A 23,659-nucleotide genomic window follows, 5' to 3' on the forward strand; every position below is an offset into this window, starting at 1 on the left:
TAAATTCTTATTTTCATTTGCTGAATACACTTCAACATTTATAGCATCCCCCCATCAACCAAAATTTTAAACTTTTAATTTTGCGGCATGTTCTAACTTTGTTTTTAAATCGTGCGCACCAATTGAAAATTCACTTCCTGAAATTTCAGCCTGTTTAATCAATTCGATTAAGGTTTTATTGATAGGCGCTTGTTTACCTAATTGTTGGGCGAGCTGAACAACTTCGCCATTGATCCAATCCACTTCTGTTGTTCGCCCTGCCATCAAATCATCTTGCATAGATGAACGCGCCAAGGGATCGATTGCCAACATTTTACGGCTTAATATTTTGAAAACGAAATTGGGCAAACTGATTATTTTAGGCAATAGATGTGCCGAAATTGCTGTGAGTTTTGCTGGCTTAATTTGTGCTAAATCTAAGAGATGTAACGTTTCTTGTTGTGCCATAGCAAGGCATTGTCGATATTGATGATTAGACAATTGTTGTTTTAACGGTAACTTTGATAAAGCATTGATTGAATTATTTAAATTCAGCAAAATTTTTGCCCATTGCACCGCAAGCATATCCTGATCAAAAACAATCTCTAATTCAGCTTGTTTAAAAAGCTTGGCTAAAGCCTGTTGCTGTATATACGCTTTCACATGCAACGCGCCAGATGTCCCTTGATGAAAATGCCCAACTGCTTGAACTGCAACATTAAAAGGCACCATGCCTTCTAAAATCCTATGATGTTTTAAAATCCGCTTTAAAATTGGAACATTACTCAACCCATTTTGAAAACTCACAATATAGGGTCTGTGTGCGCCCAAGTTGTCATAAAGCTCCTTGGCCACTTGCTCAGTCGCAGCCGATTTTACACATACAAAAATAATATCGGCGTCTGTGACTATTTTAGGATCAACACTGAGCTGTAAATCATTTGCCGCGATTTTTATCGTTTTACCAGTGTAATCTGTCAGTTTTAAACCAGACGTCCTCAATTCTTCATATTCACGAAGACGTGTAATAAAGCTCACATCAGCACCTACCGCTGCTAATCGACCGCCAATATAACATCCAATACTACCCGCACCATAAATACAGATTTTCATAGCAGTCTCCTTTTCATTTATATGTATTACATGATTCTAGCGGAGTTAGACTTTGCCAACTGTCAGTTATACGACAAGTCTCATCATGAAGTGTGCTGTTATTGCGTTAAACCGATAAATCACTTCGCTCATCTTCAATAAAAAACGGCACCCAAGTGCCGTTTCTATTTAAGCTTTAAATCAACTTATACATTCCATCAACATGGACACTTCTTCATTGTTCCACCAGCCGTTGGATAGCGGGCATCTACACAATAGCGATGAAAAGTCTTTTCATCCATTGCATCCATATCGGGATGATGCTTTTTCATGTGTTCCAGATAATTTTGATAATCTGGAACACCCACCATCAAACGGAAACTTTGTTGTAAGCGTGTCCATAATGTTGCAATTCTAGACCAATTTTTAGGATTAAAAATTAGCTCCTTTTGCGACATGATGGTCATCTTGATGATTTTATAAATCACCGTTTTACCACCTTGAGCAAATTTAAGCTTCATCACTCACCTCTCACTCTATCTGCAATATCAACTTAGTGTGATTTAGAAACAGACACTTCTTCAGGATCTGCGTATACCGCTGGAGCTTCATTTACTGTTGGTGTAGGACTTGCCAATGCACGACGAATTGCGCCAATAGCAGCAAACAGCATCACAATCGCAACAATCATAAAGAATGCACACAGTGCAGCATTGATTTGATTGGACAATACAATGGTTTGCATTTCTTCAAGTGTTTTGGCTGGTTTTAAAATTTCACCATTGGCAATTGCTGTTGAGAATTTATCCGCTTGAGCCAAGAATCCAATCTTAGGATTGGTATGGAAGATTTTTTGCCAACCGGCAGTCATACAGGTAATGAATAAGAAAATTGTTGGGATAATGGTGACCCATACATATTTCTCTTTCTTCATTTTAAATAAAATCACTGTACCTAAGATCAAAGCCATTGCCGCAAGCATTTGGTTACCGATACCAAACAGAGGCCATAAGCTGTTAATACCACCAAGCGGGTCGACTACACCTTGATAAACAAAGAAGCCCCATCCAGCGACAGCAACCGCTGTACCGATCATATTCCCCACAAAGTTGTGTGAGTTTTTAAGTGCTGGAACAACGATACCCACCGTATCCTGTACCATAAAACGGCATGCGCGTGTTCCTGCATCGACAGCAGTTAAGATAAACAGCGCTTCAAATAAGATCGCAAAATGATACCAGAACGCCATCATTGAACGATTATTAAAAATATCCGTGATGATGTGAGCCATACCAATTGCAAATGTTGGCGCACCACCAGTACGCGAAAGAATCGTACTTTCACCCACTTCTTTTGCCAGCAAGCTCAAAGTTTCAGGTGTAACCACAAAACCAAGTGTACGTACTGCTTCTGCTGCGCTCTCTACTGTAGTACCCAATACTGCCGCTGGTGCATTAATCGCAAAATAAACACCTGGTTCAAGCACTGTTGCACAAATCATTGCCATGATTGCAACAAATGATTCCATCAACATACCGCCATAACCAATGACACGAATATTGACTTCGTTATCAATCAGTTTAGGTGTAGTTCCAGACGAGACTAAGGCATGGAAACCAGAAATCGCACCACAAGCAATGGTAATAAATAAGAATGGGAACATAGATCCAGCAAATACAGGACCAGTACCATCAACAAAATGCGTAACAGCTGGCATTTTTAACATTGGCATTGCAACAATAATACCCACTGCTAAACCTGCAATTACACCAATTTTCAAGAATGTTGATAAATAATCACGTGGTGCTAATAACAGCCAAACAGGTAGAACCGAAGCCACGAATCCATAAATGATGAGTGCCCAGGTAAGTTGTGTTCCAGTTAAGGTGAAAAATGGTCCCCAATAAGGATCCGCAGCAACATTTCCACCATAAACAATTGCAGCCATCATCAACACAAAACCAATGATAGAAACTTCTGCAATCTTGCCCGGACGGATATAACGCATATAGATGCCCATAAATAAGGCAATTGGTATCGTCGCTGCGATACTAAACACGCCCCATGGACTATGTGCCAGTGCTTTCACCACCACCAATGCCAATACAGCAAGGATGATAATCATCACACCTAATGCACCAAGCATCACCACCACACCAGCAAATGAACCCAGCTCTTGCTTTGCCATTTCACCAAGTGAGCGCCCGTCTCGACGTGTAGAGATAAATAAAACCAAGAAATCCTGAACTGCACCAGCAAGAACAACCCCGACCAAAAGCCAAATTGTTCCTGGTAGATAACCCATTTGGGCAGCAAGAATAGGCCCAACCAATGGCCCCGCTCCTGCAATAGCAGCAAAATGGTGACCAAAAAGTACATATTTATTGGTCGGGACATAATCCAAGCCATCTGCTAAACGATGTGCTGGTGTTAATCGCCGAGGATTCAGTTCAAAAACTTTGGTCGCAATAAATAAACTATAAAAACGATAAGCGATGCTATAGACACATATCGCTGCAAGCACTAGCCAAACCGCATTGACATGCTCACCCTTGCTGACTGCAAGTATTCCAAAAGATACTGCACCAATTATGGCGACAATCACCCAGATCAATTTTGATAAGGGTGATGATTTTGTTTGAATATTTTCCATTAAAACCTCACATCTTGATTACAAAAAGCAGTTCCATTGTTTTTATAAAGCGTAATGCATTTCCGTGACTCATTCCTTGGTGACTCTACTCCTCATTTTTTTGTTTTCATCTAAGACTTTGGCATTAAAACTGGTCTGAATATGTACTATTAGCATGACATCACAGTGACTTAAATCGCGACTTTGTTATTTTTATCATCAATGTAATCATCTGACTCTCTGACTCTACTATTAATTATAGGCTGTCGATCTACGACTTTAGTCGAAAATTTAGTCGATGTTCGCTATTTTTATAAAGGCTTGTACTTTTAAAAAGCCGTATACCAACTCAATCTATGCGCAATAAAAAAGGGATGATTTTCATCATCCCTCAGCGTCATCATTTTTCAATAAAATGATTAAGCACGCTCTAAGTAATCACCAGTACGAGTGTCTACACGAACGCTTTCTTCTTGCTGTACAAATAATGGAACACGTACAACTGCACCCGTTTCAAGTTTAGCTGGTTTACCACCACCACCTGAAGTATCACCACGAACACCTGGATCAGTTTCAACGATTTTCAATACAACGAAGTTTGGTGCACTAACGTTTAATGGAATACCATTAAATAACATAATTGTGCATTTTTCGTTTGAATCGTCTTTTAACCATTTTGCAGCATCGCCCATTGCAACTTTATCAGCAGCAATTTGTTCGAAAGATACTGGATCCATGAAGTTCCACAATTCGCCATCGTTGTAGAGATAATCCATTTCTACTTCTACAATATCAGCTGCTTCTAAAGATTCACCTGATTTAAAAGTTTTTTCTAATACTTTGCCAGATCTTAGGTTACGTAGTTTTACACGGTTAAACGCTTGACCTTTACCTGGTTTTACATATTCGTTTTCCATGATTGAACATGGGTTACCATCAAGCATAACCTTTAGGCCAGCTTTGAAATCATTTGTAGAATAATAGGCCATGAAAGGCACACTCCGAACTTACTAATTTAAATCTCTACTGCGATGCTATCAGCAAATCACCCGATTTGTGACAGTGATCATTCCAAACAGCAAAGAATGTATTTTACATTTTTCGTATTCTAAATGAGCAATACATCGTGAAGCAATGAAAAATTACCCATGTTCGGTCAGATTGAGGGTAAAATCTTCGATTCATTGGTGATTCACAGCTGTTCAATACAAATCAGCTCTACTGAAAGCATTTTTCCAGTGAAACATTTCAGATTGAGCCTGACAGATTCAATCTGAACAAGCAATACCATCCGCTTTCCCCCTATCTTCAACTATTTATCGCACGTGGCATGTTAAATTACTTATATCAAGAGCAAAATTGGCAATCTCAACTCAGTGATTTAATTACTGATCCATTAGAACTGTTAGAAATACTCGAACTTTCTAAAGCACAGTTATTGTCTGGTGCAATCCTTGCGTCTGGACAATTTAAACTACGTGTGCCCCGTGCATTTGTCAGAAAGATGGAAGTTGGCAATCCCCTAGATCCACTTTTATTGCAAGTTTTACCACATCATCTGGAAATGGAAGAACACGAAGGCTTTGTCACAGATCCGCTTGATGAAGAACAAGCCAATCAAATTCCTGGGGTTTTACATAAGTATAAATCACGTTTTTTACTGACCCTCACCGGTGCATGTGCCGTGCACTGCCGTTATTGCTTCCGTCGTCATTTTCCATACCAAGAAAATTTACCTAAAAATGAAGACTGGTTGAACATTAAAGGTTATTTAGAAGCTCATCCTGAAATCAATGAAGTGATTTTAAGTGGTGGCGATCCATTAACTTTATCTAACCGAAAATTAGCCACTTGGATAGAACGTCTAGAATCTCTCAGTCAGATTAAGATCTTGAGAATTCATTCACGCGTTCCAATTGTAATTCCAGAAAGAATCGATGAAGAGCTAGTTTCTTTATTGAAAAACAGTAGGCTACGTGTAATTCTAGTGGTACACTCGAACCATCCTGCAGAATTAGATAATTTGACTTGTGCAAAGTTATCTCATTTAGCAAAACAAAATATTCTTGTGTTGAATCAAGCCGTTTTACTTAAAGGTGTGAATGATTCTGCACAAACTCTCGTTAATTTAAGTCAACGACTTTTTGAAGCACAAATTTTACCGTATTATCTTCATGTTTTAGATAAAGTAAAAGGTGCGCATCATTTCGATTTAGGGGCGGAAAAAATTGATCAGATTTATAAGGATGTATTGGCCAGTTTACCGGGTTATCTAGTTCCTAAATTGGTTCGAGAAGTCGCGGGAGAAAATAATAAAACACCGCTGTTTGGAGTCACAACCTTTTAAGAGTTGAAATGCTCATGATAAATAAAGAAATTTCAGAAATTTTTCAAAATATCACGGTTCTACAACGAGAAAGTCTAAGTTTTGCAGAAAATTCGGTGGCATCTGTCAATGCATGGGTCGCCACACTGTCTATTATGCAACTTGGCGATACCTCAGAGTCGGTCTTAAAAGCGATTTGTGAAATCAGCGAGCTGGATTGTAGCGAAATGCTACGCTTTGATTTAATTCAAGTTTTACACCCAATTACCGAAAGCATTTTATCAAGCCTTGAAAAAAACATCTTAAATCAAGGTCTTTCTCAAAATGCGCGTATTGAACATATTATTGATTTATCCTCTAGAATTCGTACCTATTTTGCCAACGTCTATATCAATATTGTGCGAAGAAGTCATCAGACACTGGTTTCAAATAAATTCTCATTTTTTAATTTTAAACAAAAACGAAATTTACAAACAGCGCGTACACTTGCAACCTTTTATGCTTTAGAACAACTTGGTTTATTGTTGGTTCAACAGCAAATGCTCTACAGTGGTCCATTGACCCATCAATGGCTCACCACACATCATCTTTATGAGCTTGCGGTTAAAAACCAAGAATTTAATATTAATATCAACCAATTACAAGGTACACATTTTACCATTCAAAATATCCAGCAAGCCTATGCACAAGTGCTGCTTTTGGATATTTTTAATACGCACCAGATTCGCCCTTCAGAAACACAAGCGCTTTATCAATGTACTTTTGATTGGGTCAAACTGATCCAAATTTTACCAAGAGAAACCAGCTTATCGCGTTATGTGATTGATGGCTCTAAAGACGTTCCACCAATTTATAATCGCAAACAACATGCAAATTTCCGTACTTCTTTGTATATTTCTACACAGAATCTGCTTGAACATATTAATTCAACAATTCATAAAGACGAATATCTGTCTAAAAATGAGCAAATCTATTTATCTGCTGCGTTAAAATTTCATGTGCAAAATGTCTTGGGTACCACAACTGAACGTCAACATGAGCGTTATGAATACTCTGCACAACTTCAAATTTGTTTTAGCTTACAAACCGCACACTTCTATTTATCCAAAGCTAAGAATTTCTATGAAACACTTAATTTAAATAATAATTATGCATTTCAGTCTGAGTCCAATATTCATTCATCGATTTCAACAGGTTCAAGCACAGCATCGAACTTAGGACAAATCAAAACTTTAGACCGTGAAGCAAAACAGATCTATCAAACCCAAGTACTGGATATCAGTGTAAATGGTTATCGTATTCGCTGGTCAGATGAAACCCCACGAAATTTACGCACGGGTGAGTTTATCTTGGTCAATGAAAGCCTCAATGACAAATGGAAAGGTGCGATCATTCGTTGGATCAAACAATCTGTTAAAAAAACCTATGAAGTGGGTTTAGAGGTTTTAGCTCAAGACATCTACCCATGTGCGGTAAAAGTTCCAGCTGATCGTTCGACGATTAACTACCACCCTTGTCTTATGGTTCAAGTGCAAAACTTAAATGAATCCAACGTTTCTATTATTTTGCCAAATTTACCGTTCTTCAAAGAACAGCAAGCAATTTATCTACGTTTAGACACTGAAGAAATTAAGGTGTATTTAACAAAAACATTGTTAATTACCCAGAGCTTTATTCAGTACGAATTTGAACTGATCAATGATGAAGAAAATGACCGCATTGATCAGTTCATTCAACACCAATCTGCCAATTTGAATAATCAAGATGTATGGGAAGCTTTAAAGTGAGAAATTTATTATTATCGAAAAAATTAAAACTCTCTGAAACTAGATTACTCATTATTGATGATAACCAGATTCGTTATAATCAAATTATTGATCTTTTTCAAAGTAAGAATCATCAAGTACAAGCGCTTTTATTAGATGATTTAAAAAGTTTTGAAAAACAACTCAATACCTCATGGGACTTGATTATTTTTGGTCGTGCTTATGACATCAAAATTGAGCAAGCCATTACCTTAATTCAAGCCTCTGCTGATATTGATCTACCTGTTTTGTTCTTAAAACCTGAAGATTATCAAACCAACCAATATCAATCCTATATTCAAAAAGGCATCTATGATGTTGTTAATTTAGAATATACCGATCGTTTTTATATTAGCCTAATCCGTGCGTTGTCTTATAGCCGTACCTTACAAGCGAAAAAGCACCTTTTAAACGATCTTGAAAGTGCAAAAAATCAAGCTCAAGCCTTGGTTGAAGAACAACATAAAGCGATTGCCTTAATTCAGGAAGGTATCCATACCCAAGCCAATGCTGAATATTTAAAATTGTTTGGTCTAAAAGATGAAGCAGAAATTATTGGATTGCCTGTATTAGATATTTTAAAACCAAAGAATATCAATGATTTTAAACAACGTTTTAAAAAGATTTCTCAAGGTAATTTTGATTTAGCACGTTTTGAAATTGATACACTGAATAGCAATGCTAAATCTGAAAATCCATTAAAAATTGAATTTCTGCCTTCAGATGAAGAAGACTGTATTCAAATCACCATTGAGATCAATTCGGCAAGTCAAAAACCGCAAGCACAATCATCCGAATCGAATAAGAAAAGCATCAGTGCTGTCGCAACTAGTCTGCAAAAAATTCAGTACGCTTTAATCAACCAACCTGCCAAATCTAATGCATTGGTACTGTTTAGCTTTGCCGCTTGTCCTGAGAATATTTTAACTTCTCCTTGGAAAACAGCCGTTCAATACTTAGAAGGCTTTAAAAACTTTATTCAAGAACAAACCAATACCACGGTATATCAAATTGATATGTTGTTGTATGCAGTGATTTTACAAGCTGAGTCTGACACCATTTTAGAATCTCGTGTTCATGGGCTGCATGCTTTAGAAAAACCACAATTATTGGAAATTGATGGTCATACCTACCCACTGAATATCAAGATTGGCTATTCAAACATACAGCAAAACAGCTTTACAGAAGCAAGTTTTAACGACGTTTTAGAACAAGCTTATAATCATCGTCTGGCAAAAAAAGACTCTGTATCCGAGCAACAATTAACGGCGACTTTACAAGACACTAAAATTGAATTGTCATTGCTTGAACCCAAATTAGATCAAGCAGAACCGCAGCAAATACAAAGTAACTCCATTGAATTTGCCCCAAAACCTCAAGTTGAAAATACAGTTGTAGAGAAACCAGTTCAAATTCAAGAAACGCCAGCGCCACATATCTTTAAAACCTCCGCGATTCTTGGTCAAATTGCCCAATCGCTTGAAAAAGGTGAGATTCAGCTAAAATACCAACAGCTTTATGACAAACAAGATAGCAATTTAAATACCTATGAAGTCAGTAGCGGTTTTATTTTTGAAAATCAGTGGAAAAAAGTAAGTAATTTAATTGATTTAGATGATGATATTGAGCTTTCAATTAAATTAGATCGCTGGATTTTAGTTGAAGCATGTAAGCAATTACATAACTTTATCACTCAATATCCAGAAGCAAAATTAATCGTCAATTTAAATCGTCATGTGCTGTTCCATGACAAACAGTTCCCTGAGCTTATTTCTAAACTATTGACCATTGTTGGAAGCCGCCAATCTCATCCACTGATTTTACAATTTGATGAGGAAGATATTGCAAAAAATATCTTAGAAACTCAAAAGCAAATTGGCGTTTTACGTGATCATGGTGCCGAAATCTCAATTCGACGTTTTGGTTCGAGCATTTCAAGTGAAGCAATCTTAAAACAATTGGATGTGAGCTTAGTAACGCTGGATGAGAAGTTTACAAAGCAGCTTAATAGTGATGCGACTATGACGCAATTCCAGCATACTCTTGAAAAATATCATGCAATCAAGCCAATTGAATTGCTACTGAAAAATCTAAATGATATGAACTCTTTTGCAAATGCGTGGAATGTAGATGTCAGATTCTTGCAAGGTGAATATTTCCAAAAGAAACTGGATCACTTGACTGATGTTCAAGATCAATAAATTCTAATACTAAAAAGGTTGAGCGTTTAAAATGCTCAACCTTTTTTTAAATCTATCACTTTGTCTAATCCTGAAATAGATCAACACGAGATAAAATTCAGCAACAAAAAAACGGGCTAAAGCCCGTTTTTTATGTTTTGTCGTATTAACGCTTAACAGAACGTGACATACCAGCAAAACGTTGTTTGAATTTATCGATACGACCGCCAGTATCAACATTCTTCTGTTTACCAGTATAGAATGGGTGGCAAGCTGAACATACGTCTAGATAAAGTGTTTCTTTACCTAAAGCTGAACGAGTTTCGATAACGTTACCACATGAACAAGTAGCAACTAATTTTTCGTATTTTGGGTGAATATCGGCACGCATGGTCGATTCTCCTAAGTTAAGAAAGGTTTAGCTGTCATCGCAATTAACCACTCTCAAAATTTAATAAAACTTTGAGGAAAGCAGATTTAAATTAAAAACCAGCAGGTTAACACCACAACAGACCATTTCTTTTGGCCCACCGAGACTATAAGCGTCAGAGCTAAGCACAACAAGTGGGCAAGATTATACTCGAAATATTTATAAATTGCGAGCCAATCAATTAACAATCGATACTAATTTATTCATCAGAATGCTTTTGCTTAGACCAGTAGTTTGCAATCACCCCACAAACCATTAACTGGATTTGATGGAAAATCATAATCGGTAACACAATCATACCTAAAGGCTGCCCAATAAATAAAATCTGCGCCATAGGCACACCACTGGCAAGGGTTTTCTTCGATCCACAGAAGAAGATTGAAATCTGATCTGCCTTGCTAAATCCAAGCCATTTTGGAACATACAACGCCAATAGCATAATCACCGTGAGTAGAATCGAACATGCCAAGGTGAGATAAATCAATGTAGATAAGCTGACCTGATGCCATAAACCTGCCACCACTGCCCCACTAAATGCACCATAAACCACCATCAATATCGAGCCTTGATCAAAAACTTTGACGATCTTTGGCATTTTCTGCATCAATGGAAATACATAAGGGCGTAATACCTGCCCTAGAACAAATGGAACCAACAACAACAAGGTGATTTCGATAATAGACGAGGTTGGATCGTAATTATGCTTAGATTGACCGAATATAAATATGCTCACCAAAATCGGAGTAATAAACATACCGATCAGGTTTGAAAATGAGGCACTGCATACAGCCGCTGCCACGTTCCCTTTTGCAACTGAGGTAAATGCAATTGACGATTGTACTGTCGATGGCAAAAAGCACATAAACAGAAAACCCCAATACAACTGTTGACCCAGCAAAGGTTCAAGCACAGGTTTTGCCATTAGTCCCAATAAAGGGAAAACCAAGAAGGTAAAAGCAAAAACCAATCCATGCAATTTCCAATGCAAAATCCCCTCAATCACGGCTTCACGTGATAATTTTGCGCCATGTAGGAAAAATAAAATTGCAATCGCAATTGTGGTGATTTTTCCAAAGATAAGCGCTGCCTGACCTGAAATCGGTAAAATAGAAGCTAAAACCACCATCGCGATTAAAAGTATCGTAAAGCGATCCAATGCTAATAATTTCAACATTTTCATAAGCAACGTCCTGTATTTTAAACATGAAAAAGCCCAGTAGTTAAATTTTACTATCGGGTAAAATTCAATCTTACTGAGCGAAATAAATAAAGCTACTCATTTGGCTAAATGTTCACTATTTATTTACGACACATATCAAGTTAATTTAAGGTCTATTAGACTTCTTTCATCAGTCCTTTTTAAAACCATAAATCAACATAAAAGCACCCTCATCCTAACCTTCTCCCAGAGGGAGGAAGAACTTTCAATACCAATATAATTCACTCAACATGATCATTTTTTGATTTATGAAAGATCTTTATTGATATGTCTTTGCCAAATAAACAATAGCCCCATCATTTTTAAATCATCAATTATTTCGTGCATCTTGATCTTGTTGGATCAATTCAATTTTATAACCATCTGGATCTTCAACAAAAGCAATGACTGTGACACCACCTTTCATTGGACCCGCTTCACGTACCACATTACCACCACGCGCTTTGATCTCGTCACAGGCTTTATAGGCATCATCGACACCAATCGCAATATGTCCATAAGCATTACCTAATTCATAACTTGTAGTATCCCAGTTATGAGTAAGTTCTAACACGGTATGATGTTCTTCATCACCATAACCCACAAATGCTAAAGTAAACCGCCCTTCTTCATAATCACGTTTACGAAGTAATGTCATACCGAGAACTTCAGTATAGAACGCTAAAGATTGTTCTAAATTGCCTACTCGTAACATGGTATGCAACATGCGCATGATTTATTTTCCTGTTTGATCAGATATTATCTGCCAATATAGGCAATACAGTTCAATATTTCAATTTATCTATATTTCAGCTGCTCAATGATGCCATCTTCTGGATTATTTTTAAGCAATAACCGCTTATTTTAGATAAACACTACAGCTTTTTATCTTTCGAATAACCAGTTTGAATGTATGACCGACCTAATGATTCAAACCACTTTCCAATAAAAAGCCTACTTTATCTATAAGATAAAATAGGCTTCTTGTGATCATCATAAAGCTATCTTGAGTAATTCAGTCGCTTACTCGATGGATTGATTCACCTTTTGTGCTTGATGTTCTCGCAATAATTTTCCAACCCATAACACAAGCAATAGAATCGGAATACCAATTAAAGTCGTCATTAAAAAGAATTTAGGATAACCAATGTGGGTAACAATTGTTCCAGAATACCCGCCTAAAATCTTAGGTGTAAGCGTCATCAATGAGCTAAAGATCGCATATTGAACTGCTGTAAATGACACACTGGTCAAACTAGACAAGAACGCAATAAATGCTGCACCAGCTAAACCAGAAGCTAAATTATCGACAACAATAGCAAAATATAGCCAACCAGAACTATATTTTTCAATTACTTTCCCCTTAATTTCAACGGCTGCAGAGGAATCCGCTTTAATCACTGGAAGTGGTTGAATATCCACATCGATATCACTTTTTATCGTTGTTAATTGATAGCTTTGTTGAGTACTTAATGCTGCTTGTGCGTGTTGATAATTGACCACAGCGATCACATTTTTTGAGCCAGAAGCATATAAGGCTTTACCGTCAATCGCACCACTAAACAAACCATCTTTATCTAATTTTGCAGGATATGTTTTGCCATCAAGTTTAAGGGTAATCGGCTGATCTGGATTAAGCTCAGATACAGGTATTCCCGCAATCTGCCCCTTAACCACAATACTTTGCTTTGCTTCTGTTGCAGACAATTGATTGTCACTAGTAATAGGCAATAATTGAATTTGGGGCTTGGCATTGTCTTTTAAATAGGGCACCGTATATTCATTCGCGACAGCCTGATCAACTAGTGCTGCTTTGATATGAATGGTATTTTCCCCTACCAAATCCTGACGAGGCACAGAAACTTTCCAATAGCCTACTTCATCAGGTTGAGCTTGAAATTTCTTATCGCCAATCTGTACAGATACAGCTTGCATTGGTGCACCAGATTTCACCAATCCAATAAAGATCAAATTGGTTGAACTTGCCAAAACTGCACCGACAAACATCAATTTCATAATGTTCATGCGTTGTGCAAGTAAGCCACCTAAAAAACCACCCAATAGGCTAAAAATAACCCCGTAAATTTTAACGGCTTCTGCAATTTGTTCTTTGGTGAAGTTTAAATCTTGATAGAAAACATTCGAAATAACACCCGCAATAATGTCTGAAATTCGATAGAAACCGATCAATAACAGTAGAACCAATGCCAGCTTTACCCCATAACGCTTAAAAAAATCAGCAATCGGGTTAACCCAAGTCTCATAGGCCATCTTTTTATTGACGACACCAAAACGAATCAACGATGTTGCAACAAGAATTGCACCAAAACCTGAGCCTAAAAAGCGTACCGCTTCCATTAAAAACTTCAGCAAGTTGTCTTCGACTTTCCAAGTCGCTTGCAGATATTGAACCATGTCATCGGAGTAAATATATAAACAAACAAAACTCGCCACAGCCAAAATAAAGACCAAAACTAAACGATAGTAATCAATATTTTTATAGTGTTTATCAACTCGATTAACCAAGGGTTCTCGGATCACTAAAGTGGTGATAATACCCACTAGCATCACCAGCGCCATCGTTAAATAAGTATATTTCCACGCTTCATAAATATAGTTCCCTTTTGCAGTCCCCAAAGAAGCAGCAAGAAATAAAGCCCCCGCACCAGCGAGAATCATCCCTAAACGATAGCCTGCATTATAGGTCGATGCCAACACCGTTTGCATCTCGGTTTCAGCCAGCTCGATTCGATAGGCATCAATCACAATGTCCTGCGTCGCTGCGGAAAACCCCAGTAATACCGCTCCCACAGCCATTTGGTAAATATAACTTTGGCCCAAAGCAGGATCAGAAAACGCCATAATACAGATCGCACAGATAATCAGTACTTGTGCAATCAACAACCAAGCACGGCGCCGACCCAATTTTTTGGTGAGTATCGGGACGGGTAATTCATCAATCAGCGGTGCCCATACAAATTTAAAAGAATAGCCCAGCGCGGCCCAACTAAAAAAAGTCACTGCACTTTTTTCAATTCCGGCCTCACCTAACCATAAAGATAAACTTGAAAAAATGAGCAGAATAGGAATACCTGCTGAAAACCCAAGAAAGAGCATAATTGCAGCACGCCGATCGATAAAAGCGGCAAAAGCAGATTTCCACCCATTTTTTGCTGTGGAATTCTGCTCAGCTGATTGCTGAGATAGTTGCGTTGTCATTGCGTTGTTATTTTCTGAAAAATGAAATAGTGCTATTCAACCGCTTAATGCTTAGAGTTTCAATCACTTTTATGCAACTGATGAGCGCTTTTACAGATATTTCCGCTTTTGGCGCTTGATCTTTACCCCCAATCCTGTATACCTTTAACTTTTCAACCCATATAAGTTTTGGATTTCACCTGTGACCCAAAGACACGATCAATTAAGCTCTACCACTGTTTCAATTACGACGACTGCAACCCCAATACAAAAAACTGAAACGATTTTTCCATCTGCTTTTGATCAAACGGAAATTCAAAACACGTTGACACAAACCGCACTAAAATCAGAACAACTGACGCATATCCCGAATCTAAGCAAGATTCCTACCTCAACCAAGCGAATCAAGCCCTTAAATAATTTCTTAGGGCAAGATCGCGCCAGAGCCTCTGTAGAAGCAGGGATTGCTTTACCTTATTCAGGCTACAACATTTTTGCTGTGGGGACGGCAGGTCTTGGCAAAAGAACCATGATCAAGCGTTTATTACAACAGCATGCCAAAACCATGCAAACACCTGATGATTGGGTCTATGTTTATAATTTTAAAAATGCGCGACAACCGATTGCACTGCGTTTTCAAGCGGGTCAAGGCAGTAAGTTTCAAGCTTTAATCCACCAAGCCTGGCAAACCATTCTCAAGCAACTTGAACGTCGCTTTAGTGCCGAAACCTATCACAATCGTATTGAACGTATTCGTCAAATCACCGGAAATGAGCAACAACTCGCTTTAGTTGAACTGACCAAAGAAGGCGAAGACCTCGACCTAAAACTGATTAATCGTAACGATGAACATATTTTTGTGCCGATCCATGTCAAAGATGACAAAGTATTGGAAATGTCACAGGAAGATATTAATGCGCTCGACAGTAAACAGCGCGCAGAAATTAATTCCAATATGCGTTATATGGATAAAAAGCTTGAACGGCTTGGTCTTCAGTTAGGTGATTTGGAAGATGATGCACGTGATCAAGTTTCTGAACTGAATCGTGATATCGCCAAACAAGTGGTGATTCCTCGTATAGATTTGATTTTAAGTAAATTTAAAACCGTACATGGACTCGATCAATACTTAAAACATTTTGCAGCAGATATCATTGAAAATGTTGAAACGATTTTAGATCAAGAAGGTGAAGAATTCTCTCCTGCTTTATTTAATCGGGTTCCTTCACGTTACCAAGCCAATGTCGTGGTCAGCAATAAGCCAAACTCTGGTGCACCAGTTATTTTTGAAGACTTCCCAACACACTATAATTTACTGGGACATGTTGAACAGCTGACGCAAAATGGCACCATCACCACTGACTTTACTCTGATTCGCCCAGGCTCATTGCATCAAGCCAATGGTGGTTTTTTAATTTTAGAAGCAGAACAGCTGTTAGAACAGCCTTATGCATGGCAAGGGTTAAAACGCGCTTTAAAATCAGGACAATTAAAGCTGTCTTCTCTAGAGCACATGCTGACTTTAACTGGCAGTATTTCAATTGAGCCTGCATCTGTGCCACTCAACTTAAAAGTGGTTTTATTGGCAGAACCTGAAATTTATTATGAAATTTTAGAACTAGAGCCGGAATTAGGCAGTGTTTTTAAAATTCGTGCTGATTTTACCGATACCCTGCAACGTAATGATGATAATGAACAAGCTTATATGCAACTGATTGCAGACTATGTTCAACAAGACAAATTACTGCCTTTTGATCGCTCAGCATTGGCGGCATTACTAACAGATTCAAGTCGCCAAGCTGAAGACCAGAGTTCATTGTCTTTACATGCTTTAACTTTGGGTGATTTAATCCGTGAATCTCATCATCACGCTGCACAGTCGGAAGAAAAGTTAGTCACCTCTCATCATATCAACACTGCTCTGAAACATCGCCAATATCGCTTAGGCTATTTAAGAGAGCTTTATTGGCAAGACTTGTCACGTGGTACACAACTGATTGAGACACGCGGCCATCGTTTAGGTCAAATCAATGCTTTATCCGTGATCCACTATGCCGATGTCGAATTTGGTTTACCGTCACGCTTAACCGCTTCGGTATATCAAGGTGGCGGTGACATTTTAGATATTGAGCGCAGTGTAGAACTTGGTGGTTCATTACATGCCAAAGGTGTCTTGTTGATGTCGAGTTTCTTAAAAGCTCATTTTGGTCGTGAACAGATTTTGCATTTCTCTGCTGCCCTCGCCTTTGAACAAAGTTATGGTCAAGTGGATGGTGACAGTGCCACGGTTGCAGAACTATCTGCATTGATTTCTGCAATTTGCCAATTGCCTATTGATCAATCGTGGGCGATCACAGGTTCGATGAACCAATTGGGTCAAGTTCAACCTATTGGTGGGGTCAATGCAAAAATTGAAGGATTCTTCGATGCTTGCAAACTCCAAGGATTGACAGGCAAACAAGGGGTGATTATTCCACGTCAAAATATGCAGCATTTAATGCTTCGCCATGATGTGATTGAGGCTGTCAATGAGGATCAATTCCATATACATGCAATAGACACCATTGATCAAGCTTTAGAAATCTTAATGGCTCGACCTGTTGGGGCATTAGATAAAAAAGGTCGTTATACCAAAGGTTCAATCTATGCAGCAGTGATGGCACAGCTTGAATATTGGCAAGCCTTGGAAGATGGTGTTGAAATAGAGCACAAGCCAAAGAAAAAGAAAAAAAAGAACAAAGGGAAAAAACTGAAAAAGGCAGAAGCTGAATCAACAAGCATCATTACTGACGAAAACCAAGCTGAGGTTGCAGCAAAGCAAAATAAGCGTAAGTCAGCTTAAATTGCTTTTTGGTTAGACCTTAGATAGACAAAGCTTTGAATATTCAAAGCTTTGTCTTATATATTTGAGTGGTTTACTAAATATCAAAACCCCATATGCAAAAAAACAAACATTGAAACAGCGCATCAGTCATGACGTAATCTCGTCTAGGCTGCAGATCAGTACAGCCAAGCGAAAACAAAATAATCTTAGCCAATAAAAAAGCACCTTCCGGTGCTTTTTCTACATCATCAACTTATTAAGCATCTGGTGCTGGGCTATATTGTTCAATCAATGGCTTTAATTCACCATTTTGGAACATTTCTAGCATAATGTCGCTACCGCCAATCAATTCGCCATTAATCCACAATTGTGGGAATGTAGGCCAATTTGCAATTTGTGGCAAAGTTGCACGAATATCTGGATTTTCCAAGATATTTACATAAGCAAATGGACGACCAATTTGGCTAAGTGCTTCAACTGCACGTGCAGAAAAACCACATTGTGGAAATTGCGGTGTACCTTTCATATAAAGAAGTACTGCATGTTTAGCTATTTGATCGCGAATTAACGCTTCTGTATCACGCGCTTGTTCAGTCATTGATTAAATCCTCAACTCATCTGCCTGCATTATACCTAAATCCACAATAAAGAATATGTCTAGACGATTATTTCCAATTTTATTTATATTAAAGCTTTAAATCTTGTGCATATTTTGGTTAGATAATCCTTTACCCTTTCCACTCCTAACAGATAAGAGTTAGTTATGAATAACATCACCCTCGCTCCGGTACAAACTGATCAACCTTCACACTTGATGCCTGTATTCAGTCGTCAACCGATCAGCTTTGTCCGAGGACGAGGTTCTTATCTTTATACTGAAAATGGTACTGAGTATTTAGATGCATTGACGGGTATTGCTGTGTGTGGCTTAGGACATGCTCATCCTGTTCTGGCTGAGGCTATAGCAGAACAAGCGGCTACATTAATCCATACCAGCAATATTTACGAAGTCGCTTGGCAAACTGCAGCAGCGCAAAAGCTGGCTGAAGTTTCGGGTATGGAAGAAATCTTTTTCTCAAACAGTGGTGCAGAATCAAATGAAGGTGCAATTAAAATTGCACGTAAATTTGGTCACTTACAAGGTGTTTCCAATCCCAAAATCATTGTTGCGGATCAATCATTCCATGGTCGTACGCTTGCAACGCTTTCAGCTACGGGCAATAAAAAGGTTCAAGAAGGCTTTGCACCACTGGTTGAAGGCTTTATTCGTGTGCCTTTTGGCGATGTAGAAGCCATTGAAGAAGCCGCTATTCAGCATCCTGACATTGTGGCAATTTTGGTCGAACCGATCCAAGGTGAAGGTGGTGTCAATACCGCACCTCAAGGCTTTAGCTACCTTGAAGATATTCGTCGTATTTGCAACCAACATAATTGGTTAATGATGCTAGATGAAGTTCAAACAGGTAATGGCCGTACCGGTAAATACTTTGCTTATCAACACACCAATATTATTCCAGATGTTTTAACCACAGCAAAAGGCCTCGGAAATGGTTTTCCAATCGGTGCTGTGATGACACAAGGTCGTGGTGTTGGAGTACTTGCTGCGGGAAATCATGGCTCTACTTATAGTGGTACGCATTTAGGCTCTCGTGTTGTCTACACAGTGATTGACTTGATCCAAAAAGAAAATATCGTTGCAAATGCTGCTGAAATTGGAACATATCTGGTCGATCAGTTCCGTGCTCAACTTGTGGAGCAAAATGTGATTGTGCGCGGTTTCGGCATGATGATTGGTATCGAATTACCTAAAGACTGTGCCGAATTAGTAAACATTGCACGTGATAAGCATCATTTAATTATTAACGTTACTTCAGGCAATGTGGTTCGTTTACTGCCAGCTTTGAATATGAATCATGAGCAAGCAGATGATCTATTAAAACGCTTAGTACCTGCAATTAAAGAGTTCCTTGCCTAATTGTGAATAAATCCTTTAAGAGATTAACCCGTTAATCTCTTTTGGTTTTGTCATGAATGCTTATCAAATTGCAGGTATAGAAAAGCCGCTTTAAAGCGGCTTTTTTATTAGAACTTATTAGAATTAGAACTTTATGAAGCTTCTTGGAAAATTCTACCACCAGGCAACTGGCTAAAATATTGTTTCAAAGCATCCAAACAACGATGAATTTTCATCGGCTGCTGTTCACGCTTTAAGGTCACAGCACTTAAAGTGAAAGTTGGTAATTTCCACTCTGGAAGCACTTCAACCAATGTTCCGTTCATTAATTCTTTTTGCACATCTAAATAAAGGATTCGCGCAATACCATGCCCATGTTGGCACAATGATTTTGCAACAAATACGTTATTTGTCTGAAGACGATGCTTCATTTCTAAATTAACAACTTCACCTGTTGCACCATGCTGAAATGAAAAATGTTGAGAATTTTTCATGATATTTATCGGAATCAAATCATGATTCTGTAAATCTTCAGGACGTGAAATAGGCGCTGTTTGATTTAAATAACTTGGCGATGCAACTAAGATCTGATCGACTCGTGCAAGTGGCATACAGCTCAAGTTATTCGCATCTTCGATTTTTGAAGACATGCGAATAGCAATATCTATACGCTCTTGAATCAAGTCGATATATTGGTTATCTGCTTCAAAATGAACCATCAAACCTCTATGTGCAGACATCCAATGCGATAAAGCAGGAACAACATGGGTTGCCCCTATTTCCGGGGTTGTCGCAATACGCAAATCCCCAACTAAATCATCGCGCAACTCATTAATGCGGATTTTTCCACGCTCTGCGGCAGCGAGCATTTCTTGACAACTGTGGAAAAAAGCTTGACCAGCCTCAGTTAAACTCAGCTTTCGCGTAGAACGATGTAGAAGTGTCACTTCCATTTCATGTTCTAGAGATCTAATTTGCTGACTAACCGCACTAGTCGTAATGCCAAGGTCACGCGCGGCACCACTAAAAGAGCTTTTTTCAACAACACAAGCAAATACACCCATTGCCCGAAGTTGATCTAACATAAATTTCCCTCTGAAATTATGAGCTGTTTCACACTTTTTTGTTCAAAACAACTCATTGTATTATACGAAGAAAATTACACTTTGCATTAAAATATTTAATTTATTGGTAAAATATTTGCTGGGTTTATCGGTTTTCCATCTAAACGTACCTGAAACTCCAACATGGTACTGCTAGCACCTGAAGATCCCATCTCTGCAATCTTCTGTCCTGCTGTCACAGTTTGACCACTTTTCACCAACATTTTGCTGTTATGAGCATATGCAGTAATGTAACCATCGATATGTTTTACTAAGACAAGATTACCATATTCTTTTAATCCATCTGCAGCATAAACCACCTGTCCATCCGCTGCGGCAAAAATTGGATCACCTTGATTCCCTCCAAAACGTATTCCTTTAATATTATTCGCAATATTATAATTTGCAATAACAGATCCATTTGATGGTTTTACCCATCTCAATTGGGTTGATTGTACTGTCGTCGTCGTTTGTACAGGCGGCGGCGTTACTGGCTGAGCCGTCGTTGTACCAGTTGGCGACGTCGGCTGCTGTGTTGGTAACTTAATCGTTTGACGTTGAATTTGCGGTTCATTGCTCGTCAACGGTTTCGTTGTAGATCGAGTGACATTGCCCCCACCTTTTTTCAAACGTAATGACTGACCTACATAAATTCGATAAGGTGCGGCAATATCATTCATTTCAGCAACACTGAGATAACTCACACCATAACGCATAGAGATTGCGCTTAAGGTATCACCAGAACGAACTGTGTAATAGTCAGGCGCAACAGCATAACGTGTAGGGTTATTAATTTGAGGCTTCGATGCACACCCAGTCACCACTATGGCAGAGGTGATTGCTATTGTGGACAAAATGATTTTCATCCATCGCTTAGGCATTTGAATTGGAAGTGTTGATCGAGCCAAAAGCATTGATTTCCCTCTCTACAATCTTAAAATTTAAAAATATTTGCTTAAGATTAGCAAAATACACACGCATTTCACTGTTTAACAGTGCTTTTTCACAAAGTTATAACACTCATACATCAAAATGACTATGTGAGAGTTGTGATTGTAGTGTTTCAAGAATTGTGTAATTGGTTGCATCCATCTGAATTGGGGTAATACTGACGCAACCATTGGCAATGGCAAAAAAGTCAGATTGCAGGTTTTGTGCATTTTTTTGCGGATCTGTCACCGCTTCACCCGCCAAACCAATCCAATAGACTTGACGACCACGCGGGTCAACCTGACTGGTTATCGGCTTTGATTGTATTCGACGCCCCTGATATGTAATTTGAGCCCCTAAAATTTCAGCGACATCGGGAATATTGATATTTAAGATATGTCGTGGAGGCAGTTCGGGTAAGCCTTTGGCAATAAAGCTGTAAACCCAGTTTGCAGCTTGTGCATAATCTCCAGGGTTGTCATAGGAACGTACATTACTGCCTGCCAATGAAACTGCGATTGCTGGCTGTTTCATCAAACGTCCTTCAAATGCCGCCCCTACGGTTCCAGAATAAAGGACATCGTCACCTAAATTCGCCCCACTATTGATTCCACTGACAACTAAATCAAACTCAAAATCAAATAAACCATTCATGGACAAATAAACACAATCAGCAGGTGTCCCATTGACTGCCCACATATCTGGTGCAACTTGAATCGGTCGAAGTGGTCGATCTAGGGTTAATGCACTTGAATAACCACTGCGCTCACTTTCTGGCGCAACAATAACAACTCGACCTAGAGGTCGTAATGCTTTTGCTAAAGCTTGAATACCTGGTGCAAAAACACCATCATCATTGGCAACTAAAATATTCACTAAAAGATTCTCTGAGTAAAAATTATTAAATGACTACTGAGTAATTTAATTCAAATTTATTGAACAATTATATATAGTTACTTACTCAATTTTAAATCTAATTTGTGACTATAAAGATGATTACACGTTCTCTTACTCATACTATTTCTATCGCACTCATCACACTTTGTGCACAATCTGCATTTTCAGAAACATTAACTTCACAAGAATCTGATCGAATTGCGAAAGAAGATATTGCCGCAACACAGGTGCTTGCCGAAGTTTGCCCAGCGTTAATTGGAAACAACCCTGCATTTCAAACTAAAATTGCAAGTTTAACCCAAACCTTATTAAAGGATTTGTCCAAACCTACAACATTGACTCAGCTTCAACAAGATCCAGAATACCAAACTGTACTCAAAGAAGCACAAATCAGTGCCAAAGAAGTTGATCAAGCTGAACACAAAGCAGTATGTGCTGATGTACTCGAACTTCCACACTAAAATAAGATAAAAAACCTTCCCCCTAATGCGATGTTAAAAAATCCTTTTTTGACATCTTTTGCATTGTTCAGTGTGCGAAAATTTCAAATAAATCTACAACATCGATACACTTTCTCTATATTTTTCACAGTTTTTACGTTTAATCTATGCAGATTCTTAAATTAAAAATTGATTAGGTTATTTATGCGTATGACGTTAAAAATGCTTACATTAAGCCTTGTTTCAGCAAGTGGTTTATTTATGACCCATGCTTTTGCCGCATCTGACAAAATCGAAGTCACCCAGCAACAAGTCTCTAAAGAAGAATTGGCTGCAATTTATGTATTGTCGGATATCTGCCCGAGTCTAATCAAAACAGATGCTGCATTTAATAAAGGTTTTGATCACTTGCTTAAAGACTATATGCCAAATGACAAAGATCCTAAAGCAACCTTAAAATCACTTGCCAAGCAAAAAGATTTCCAAAGAGCATTAAAAGAAGCAAAAAGTGATGCTAAAAAAGCGGGTGATACTGAAAACACAGCAATTTGTAATGACATTAGTAACTATCAGTCATAACGATTTCTGCAATTTATCCAACAAATATTGAATTAGTTACAATAAGTAAGAAATAAGCCGACTTTCCTTATAGAAGTCGGCTTTGCTTTGCC

At 38.3% G+C, this 23,659-nt stretch carries 19 protein-coding genes; 7 read left to right on the plus strand and 12 right to left on the minus strand.

Annotated features, from left to right (window positions below):
• Positions 1-66: 66 nt before the first annotated feature.
• From PYV58_RS13155 to efp, 4 genes are all read right to left on the minus strand, one after another.
• Positions 67-1,092: a 2-dehydropantoate 2-reductase gene (locus PYV58_RS13155; RefSeq protein ID WP_275059541.1), complete on the minus strand. Its 1,026-nt coding sequence runs from the start codon at positions 1,090-1,092 to the stop codon at positions 67-69.
• A gap of 197 nt (positions 1,093-1,289) precedes the next feature.
• Positions 1,290-1,592, minus strand: coding sequence for a YbdD/YjiX family protein (locus tag PYV58_RS13160; RefSeq protein ID WP_004721243.1), 303 nt, complete (start codon positions 1,590-1,592; stop codon positions 1,290-1,292).
• A gap of 32 nt (positions 1,593-1,624) precedes the next feature.
• Positions 1,625-3,724, minus strand: a complete 2,100-nt coding sequence (locus PYV58_RS13165) for a carbon starvation CstA family protein (RefSeq protein ID WP_004820734.1) — start codon at positions 3,722-3,724, stop codon at positions 1,625-1,627.
• 398 nt (positions 3,725-4,122) lie between these two features.
• Complete coding sequence (gene efp, locus PYV58_RS13170; protein WP_004721246.1) at positions 4,123-4,692, minus strand: elongation factor P; 570 nt, start codon at positions 4,690-4,692, stop codon at positions 4,123-4,125.
• A 341-nt stretch (positions 4,693-5,033) separates the two neighbouring features.
• Here efp and epmB point away from each other — a divergent pair, with 341 nt between their 5' ends.
• From epmB to PYV58_RS13185, 3 genes are read left to right on the plus strand one after another with little or no spacing between them, the layout of a single operon-like run.
• Positions 5,034-6,050 carry an EF-P beta-lysylation protein EpmB gene (gene epmB, locus PYV58_RS13175; RefSeq protein ID WP_034611889.1) on the plus strand — a complete coding sequence of 339 codons (1,017 nt, stop codon included), beginning with the start codon at positions 5,034-5,036 and terminating at the stop codon, positions 6,048-6,050.
• A gap of 14 nt (positions 6,051-6,064) precedes the next feature.
• Entirely contained in the window at positions 6,065-7,816 is a 1,752-nt protein-coding gene (locus tag PYV58_RS13180) for a hypothetical protein (RefSeq protein ID WP_034612070.1), read from the plus strand.
• Positions 7,798-10,035, plus strand: coding sequence for an EAL domain-containing protein (locus PYV58_RS13185; protein WP_034611884.1), 2,238 nt, complete (start codon positions 7,798-7,800; stop codon positions 10,033-10,035). Before PYV58_RS13180 ends, PYV58_RS13185 begins: the two co-directional genes overlap by 19 nt.
• Positions 10,036-10,180: 145 nt before the next feature.
• Here the strand turns inward: PYV58_RS13185 and rpmE are convergent, their stop codons facing one another.
• From rpmE to PYV58_RS13205, 4 genes are all read right to left on the minus strand, one after another.
• Positions 10,181-10,405 (minus strand): 50S ribosomal protein L31, encoded by a 225-nt coding sequence (gene rpmE / locus PYV58_RS13190; protein ID WP_004721254.1) that lies wholly within the window; start codon positions 10,403-10,405, stop codon positions 10,181-10,183.
• 238 nt (positions 10,406-10,643) lie between these two features.
• Positions 10,644-11,624, minus strand: coding sequence for a bile acid:sodium symporter family protein (locus tag PYV58_RS13195; RefSeq protein WP_004820726.1), 981 nt, complete (start codon positions 11,622-11,624; stop codon positions 10,644-10,646).
• Between the two features lie 349 nt (positions 11,625-11,973).
• Positions 11,974-12,375: a lactoylglutathione lyase gene (gloA, locus tag PYV58_RS13200; protein ID WP_034613652.1), complete on the minus strand. Its 402-nt coding sequence runs from the start codon at positions 12,373-12,375 to the stop codon at positions 11,974-11,976.
• A 290-nt stretch (positions 12,376-12,665) separates the two neighbouring features.
• Positions 12,666-14,861 (minus strand): MFS transporter, encoded by a 2,196-nt coding sequence (locus PYV58_RS13205; RefSeq protein ID WP_034613654.1) that lies wholly within the window; start codon positions 14,859-14,861, stop codon positions 12,666-12,668.
• A 181-nt stretch (positions 14,862-15,042) separates the two neighbouring features.
• Between PYV58_RS13205 and PYV58_RS13210 the strand changes: the two genes are divergently transcribed.
• Positions 15,043-17,682 (plus strand): ATP-binding protein, encoded by a 2,640-nt coding sequence (locus PYV58_RS13210; protein WP_034613655.1) that lies wholly within the window; start codon positions 15,043-15,045, stop codon positions 17,680-17,682.
• A gap of 238 nt (positions 17,683-17,920) precedes the next feature.
• On the opposite strand, the gene grxD is transcribed toward PYV58_RS13210, so the two are convergent.
• On the minus strand, positions 17,921-18,262 hold the full coding sequence (gene grxD / locus PYV58_RS13215; protein ID WP_004820720.1) for a Grx4 family monothiol glutaredoxin: 342 nt from the start codon (positions 18,260-18,262) through the stop codon (positions 17,921-17,923).
• 165 nt (positions 18,263-18,427) lie between these two features.
• Here grxD and PYV58_RS13220 point away from each other — a divergent pair, with 165 nt between their 5' ends.
• A complete protein-coding gene (locus PYV58_RS13220; protein ID WP_034613657.1) occupies positions 18,428-19,639 on the plus strand; it encodes an aspartate aminotransferase family protein in 1,212 nt (403 codons plus the stop codon).
• Between the two features lie 131 nt (positions 19,640-19,770).
• Here the strand turns inward: PYV58_RS13220 and PYV58_RS13225 are convergent, their stop codons facing one another.
• The 3 genes from PYV58_RS13225 to surE all read right to left on the minus strand — a co-directional run bounded on the left by PYV58_RS13225 (position 19,771) and on the right by surE (position 22,527).
• Complete coding sequence (locus tag PYV58_RS13225) at positions 19,771-20,703, minus strand: LysR substrate-binding domain-containing protein (RefSeq protein ID WP_004721269.1); 933 nt, start codon at positions 20,701-20,703, stop codon at positions 19,771-19,773.
• A gap of 95 nt (positions 20,704-20,798) precedes the next feature.
• The gene (locus PYV58_RS13230) at positions 20,799-21,635 is read right to left on the minus strand and encodes a peptidoglycan DD-metalloendopeptidase family protein (protein WP_275059542.1); all 837 of its coding nucleotides are present in this window, start codon (positions 21,633-21,635) and stop codon (positions 20,799-20,801) included.
• Between the two features lie 106 nt (positions 21,636-21,741).
• On the minus strand, positions 21,742-22,527 hold the full coding sequence (surE, locus tag PYV58_RS13235) for a 5'/3'-nucleotidase SurE (protein WP_034613661.1): 786 nt from the start codon (positions 22,525-22,527) through the stop codon (positions 21,742-21,744).
• Positions 22,528-22,643: 116 nt separating this feature from the next.
• Here surE and PYV58_RS13240 point away from each other — a divergent pair, with 116 nt between their 5' ends.
• Complete coding sequence (locus tag PYV58_RS13240; protein ID WP_034613664.1) at positions 22,644-23,009, plus strand: hypothetical protein; 366 nt, start codon at positions 22,644-22,646, stop codon at positions 23,007-23,009.
• Positions 23,010-23,192: 183 nt separating this feature from the next.
• Positions 23,193-23,567 (plus strand): hypothetical protein, encoded by a 375-nt coding sequence (locus tag PYV58_RS13245; protein WP_004721274.1) that lies wholly within the window; start codon positions 23,193-23,195, stop codon positions 23,565-23,567.
• Positions 23,568-23,659: the final 92 nt, after the last annotated feature.

Origin of the sequence: Acinetobacter sp. TAC-1 (assembly GCF_029025845.1) — a bacterium.
GTDB lineage: Bacteria > Pseudomonadota > Gammaproteobacteria > Pseudomonadales > Moraxellaceae > Acinetobacter > Acinetobacter guillouiae.

Excerpts from the sequence above, each read along its gene's own strand:
- PYV58_RS13155 (WP_275059541.1), bottom strand. The coding sequence starts at position 1,092 with ATGAAAATCTGTATTTATGGTGCGGGTAGTATTGGATGTTATATTGGC.
- PYV58_RS13160 (WP_004721243.1), bottom strand. The coding sequence starts at position 1,592 with ATGAAGCTTAAATTTGCTCAAGGTGGTAAAACGGTGATTTATAAAATC.
- PYV58_RS13165 (WP_004820734.1), bottom strand. The coding sequence starts at position 3,724 with ATGGAAAATATTCAAACAAAATCATCACCCTTATCAAAATTGATCTGG.
- efp (WP_004721246.1), bottom strand. The coding sequence starts at position 4,692 with ATGGCCTATTATTCTACAAATGATTTCAAAGCTGGCCTAAAGGTTATG.
- epmB (WP_034611889.1), top strand. The coding sequence starts at position 5,034 with ATGTTAAATTACTTATATCAAGAGCAAAATTGGCAATCTCAACTCAGT.
- PYV58_RS13180 (WP_034612070.1), top strand. The coding sequence starts at position 6,065 with ATGATAAATAAAGAAATTTCAGAAATTTTTCAAAATATCACGGTTCTA.
- PYV58_RS13185 (WP_034611884.1), top strand. The coding sequence starts at position 7,798 with ATGGGAAGCTTTAAAGTGAGAAATTTATTATTATCGAAAAAATTAAAA.
- rpmE (WP_004721254.1), bottom strand. The coding sequence starts at position 10,405 with ATGCGTGCCGATATTCACCCAAAATACGAAAAATTAGTTGCTACTTGT.
- PYV58_RS13195 (WP_004820726.1), bottom strand. The coding sequence starts at position 11,624 with ATGAAAATGTTGAAATTATTAGCATTGGATCGCTTTACGATACTTTTA.
- gloA (WP_034613652.1), bottom strand. The coding sequence starts at position 12,375 with ATGCGCATGTTGCATACCATGTTACGAGTAGGCAATTTAGAACAATCT.
- PYV58_RS13205 (WP_034613654.1), bottom strand. The coding sequence starts at position 14,861 with ATGACAACGCAACTATCTCAGCAATCAGCTGAGCAGAATTCCACAGCA.
- grxD (WP_004820720.1), bottom strand. The coding sequence starts at position 18,262 with ATGACTGAACAAGCGCGTGATACAGAAGCGTTAATTCGCGATCAAATA.
- PYV58_RS13220 (WP_034613657.1), top strand. The coding sequence starts at position 18,428 with ATGAATAACATCACCCTCGCTCCGGTACAAACTGATCAACCTTCACAC.
- PYV58_RS13225 (WP_004721269.1), bottom strand. The coding sequence starts at position 20,703 with ATGTTAGATCAACTTCGGGCAATGGGTGTATTTGCTTGTGTTGTTGAA.
- PYV58_RS13230 (WP_275059542.1), bottom strand. The coding sequence starts at position 21,635 with ATGCTTTTGGCTCGATCAACACTTCCAATTCAAATGCCTAAGCGATGG.
- PYV58_RS13240 (WP_034613664.1), top strand. The coding sequence starts at position 22,644 with ATGATTACACGTTCTCTTACTCATACTATTTCTATCGCACTCATCACA.
- PYV58_RS13245 (WP_004721274.1), top strand. The coding sequence starts at position 23,193 with ATGCGTATGACGTTAAAAATGCTTACATTAAGCCTTGTTTCAGCAAGT.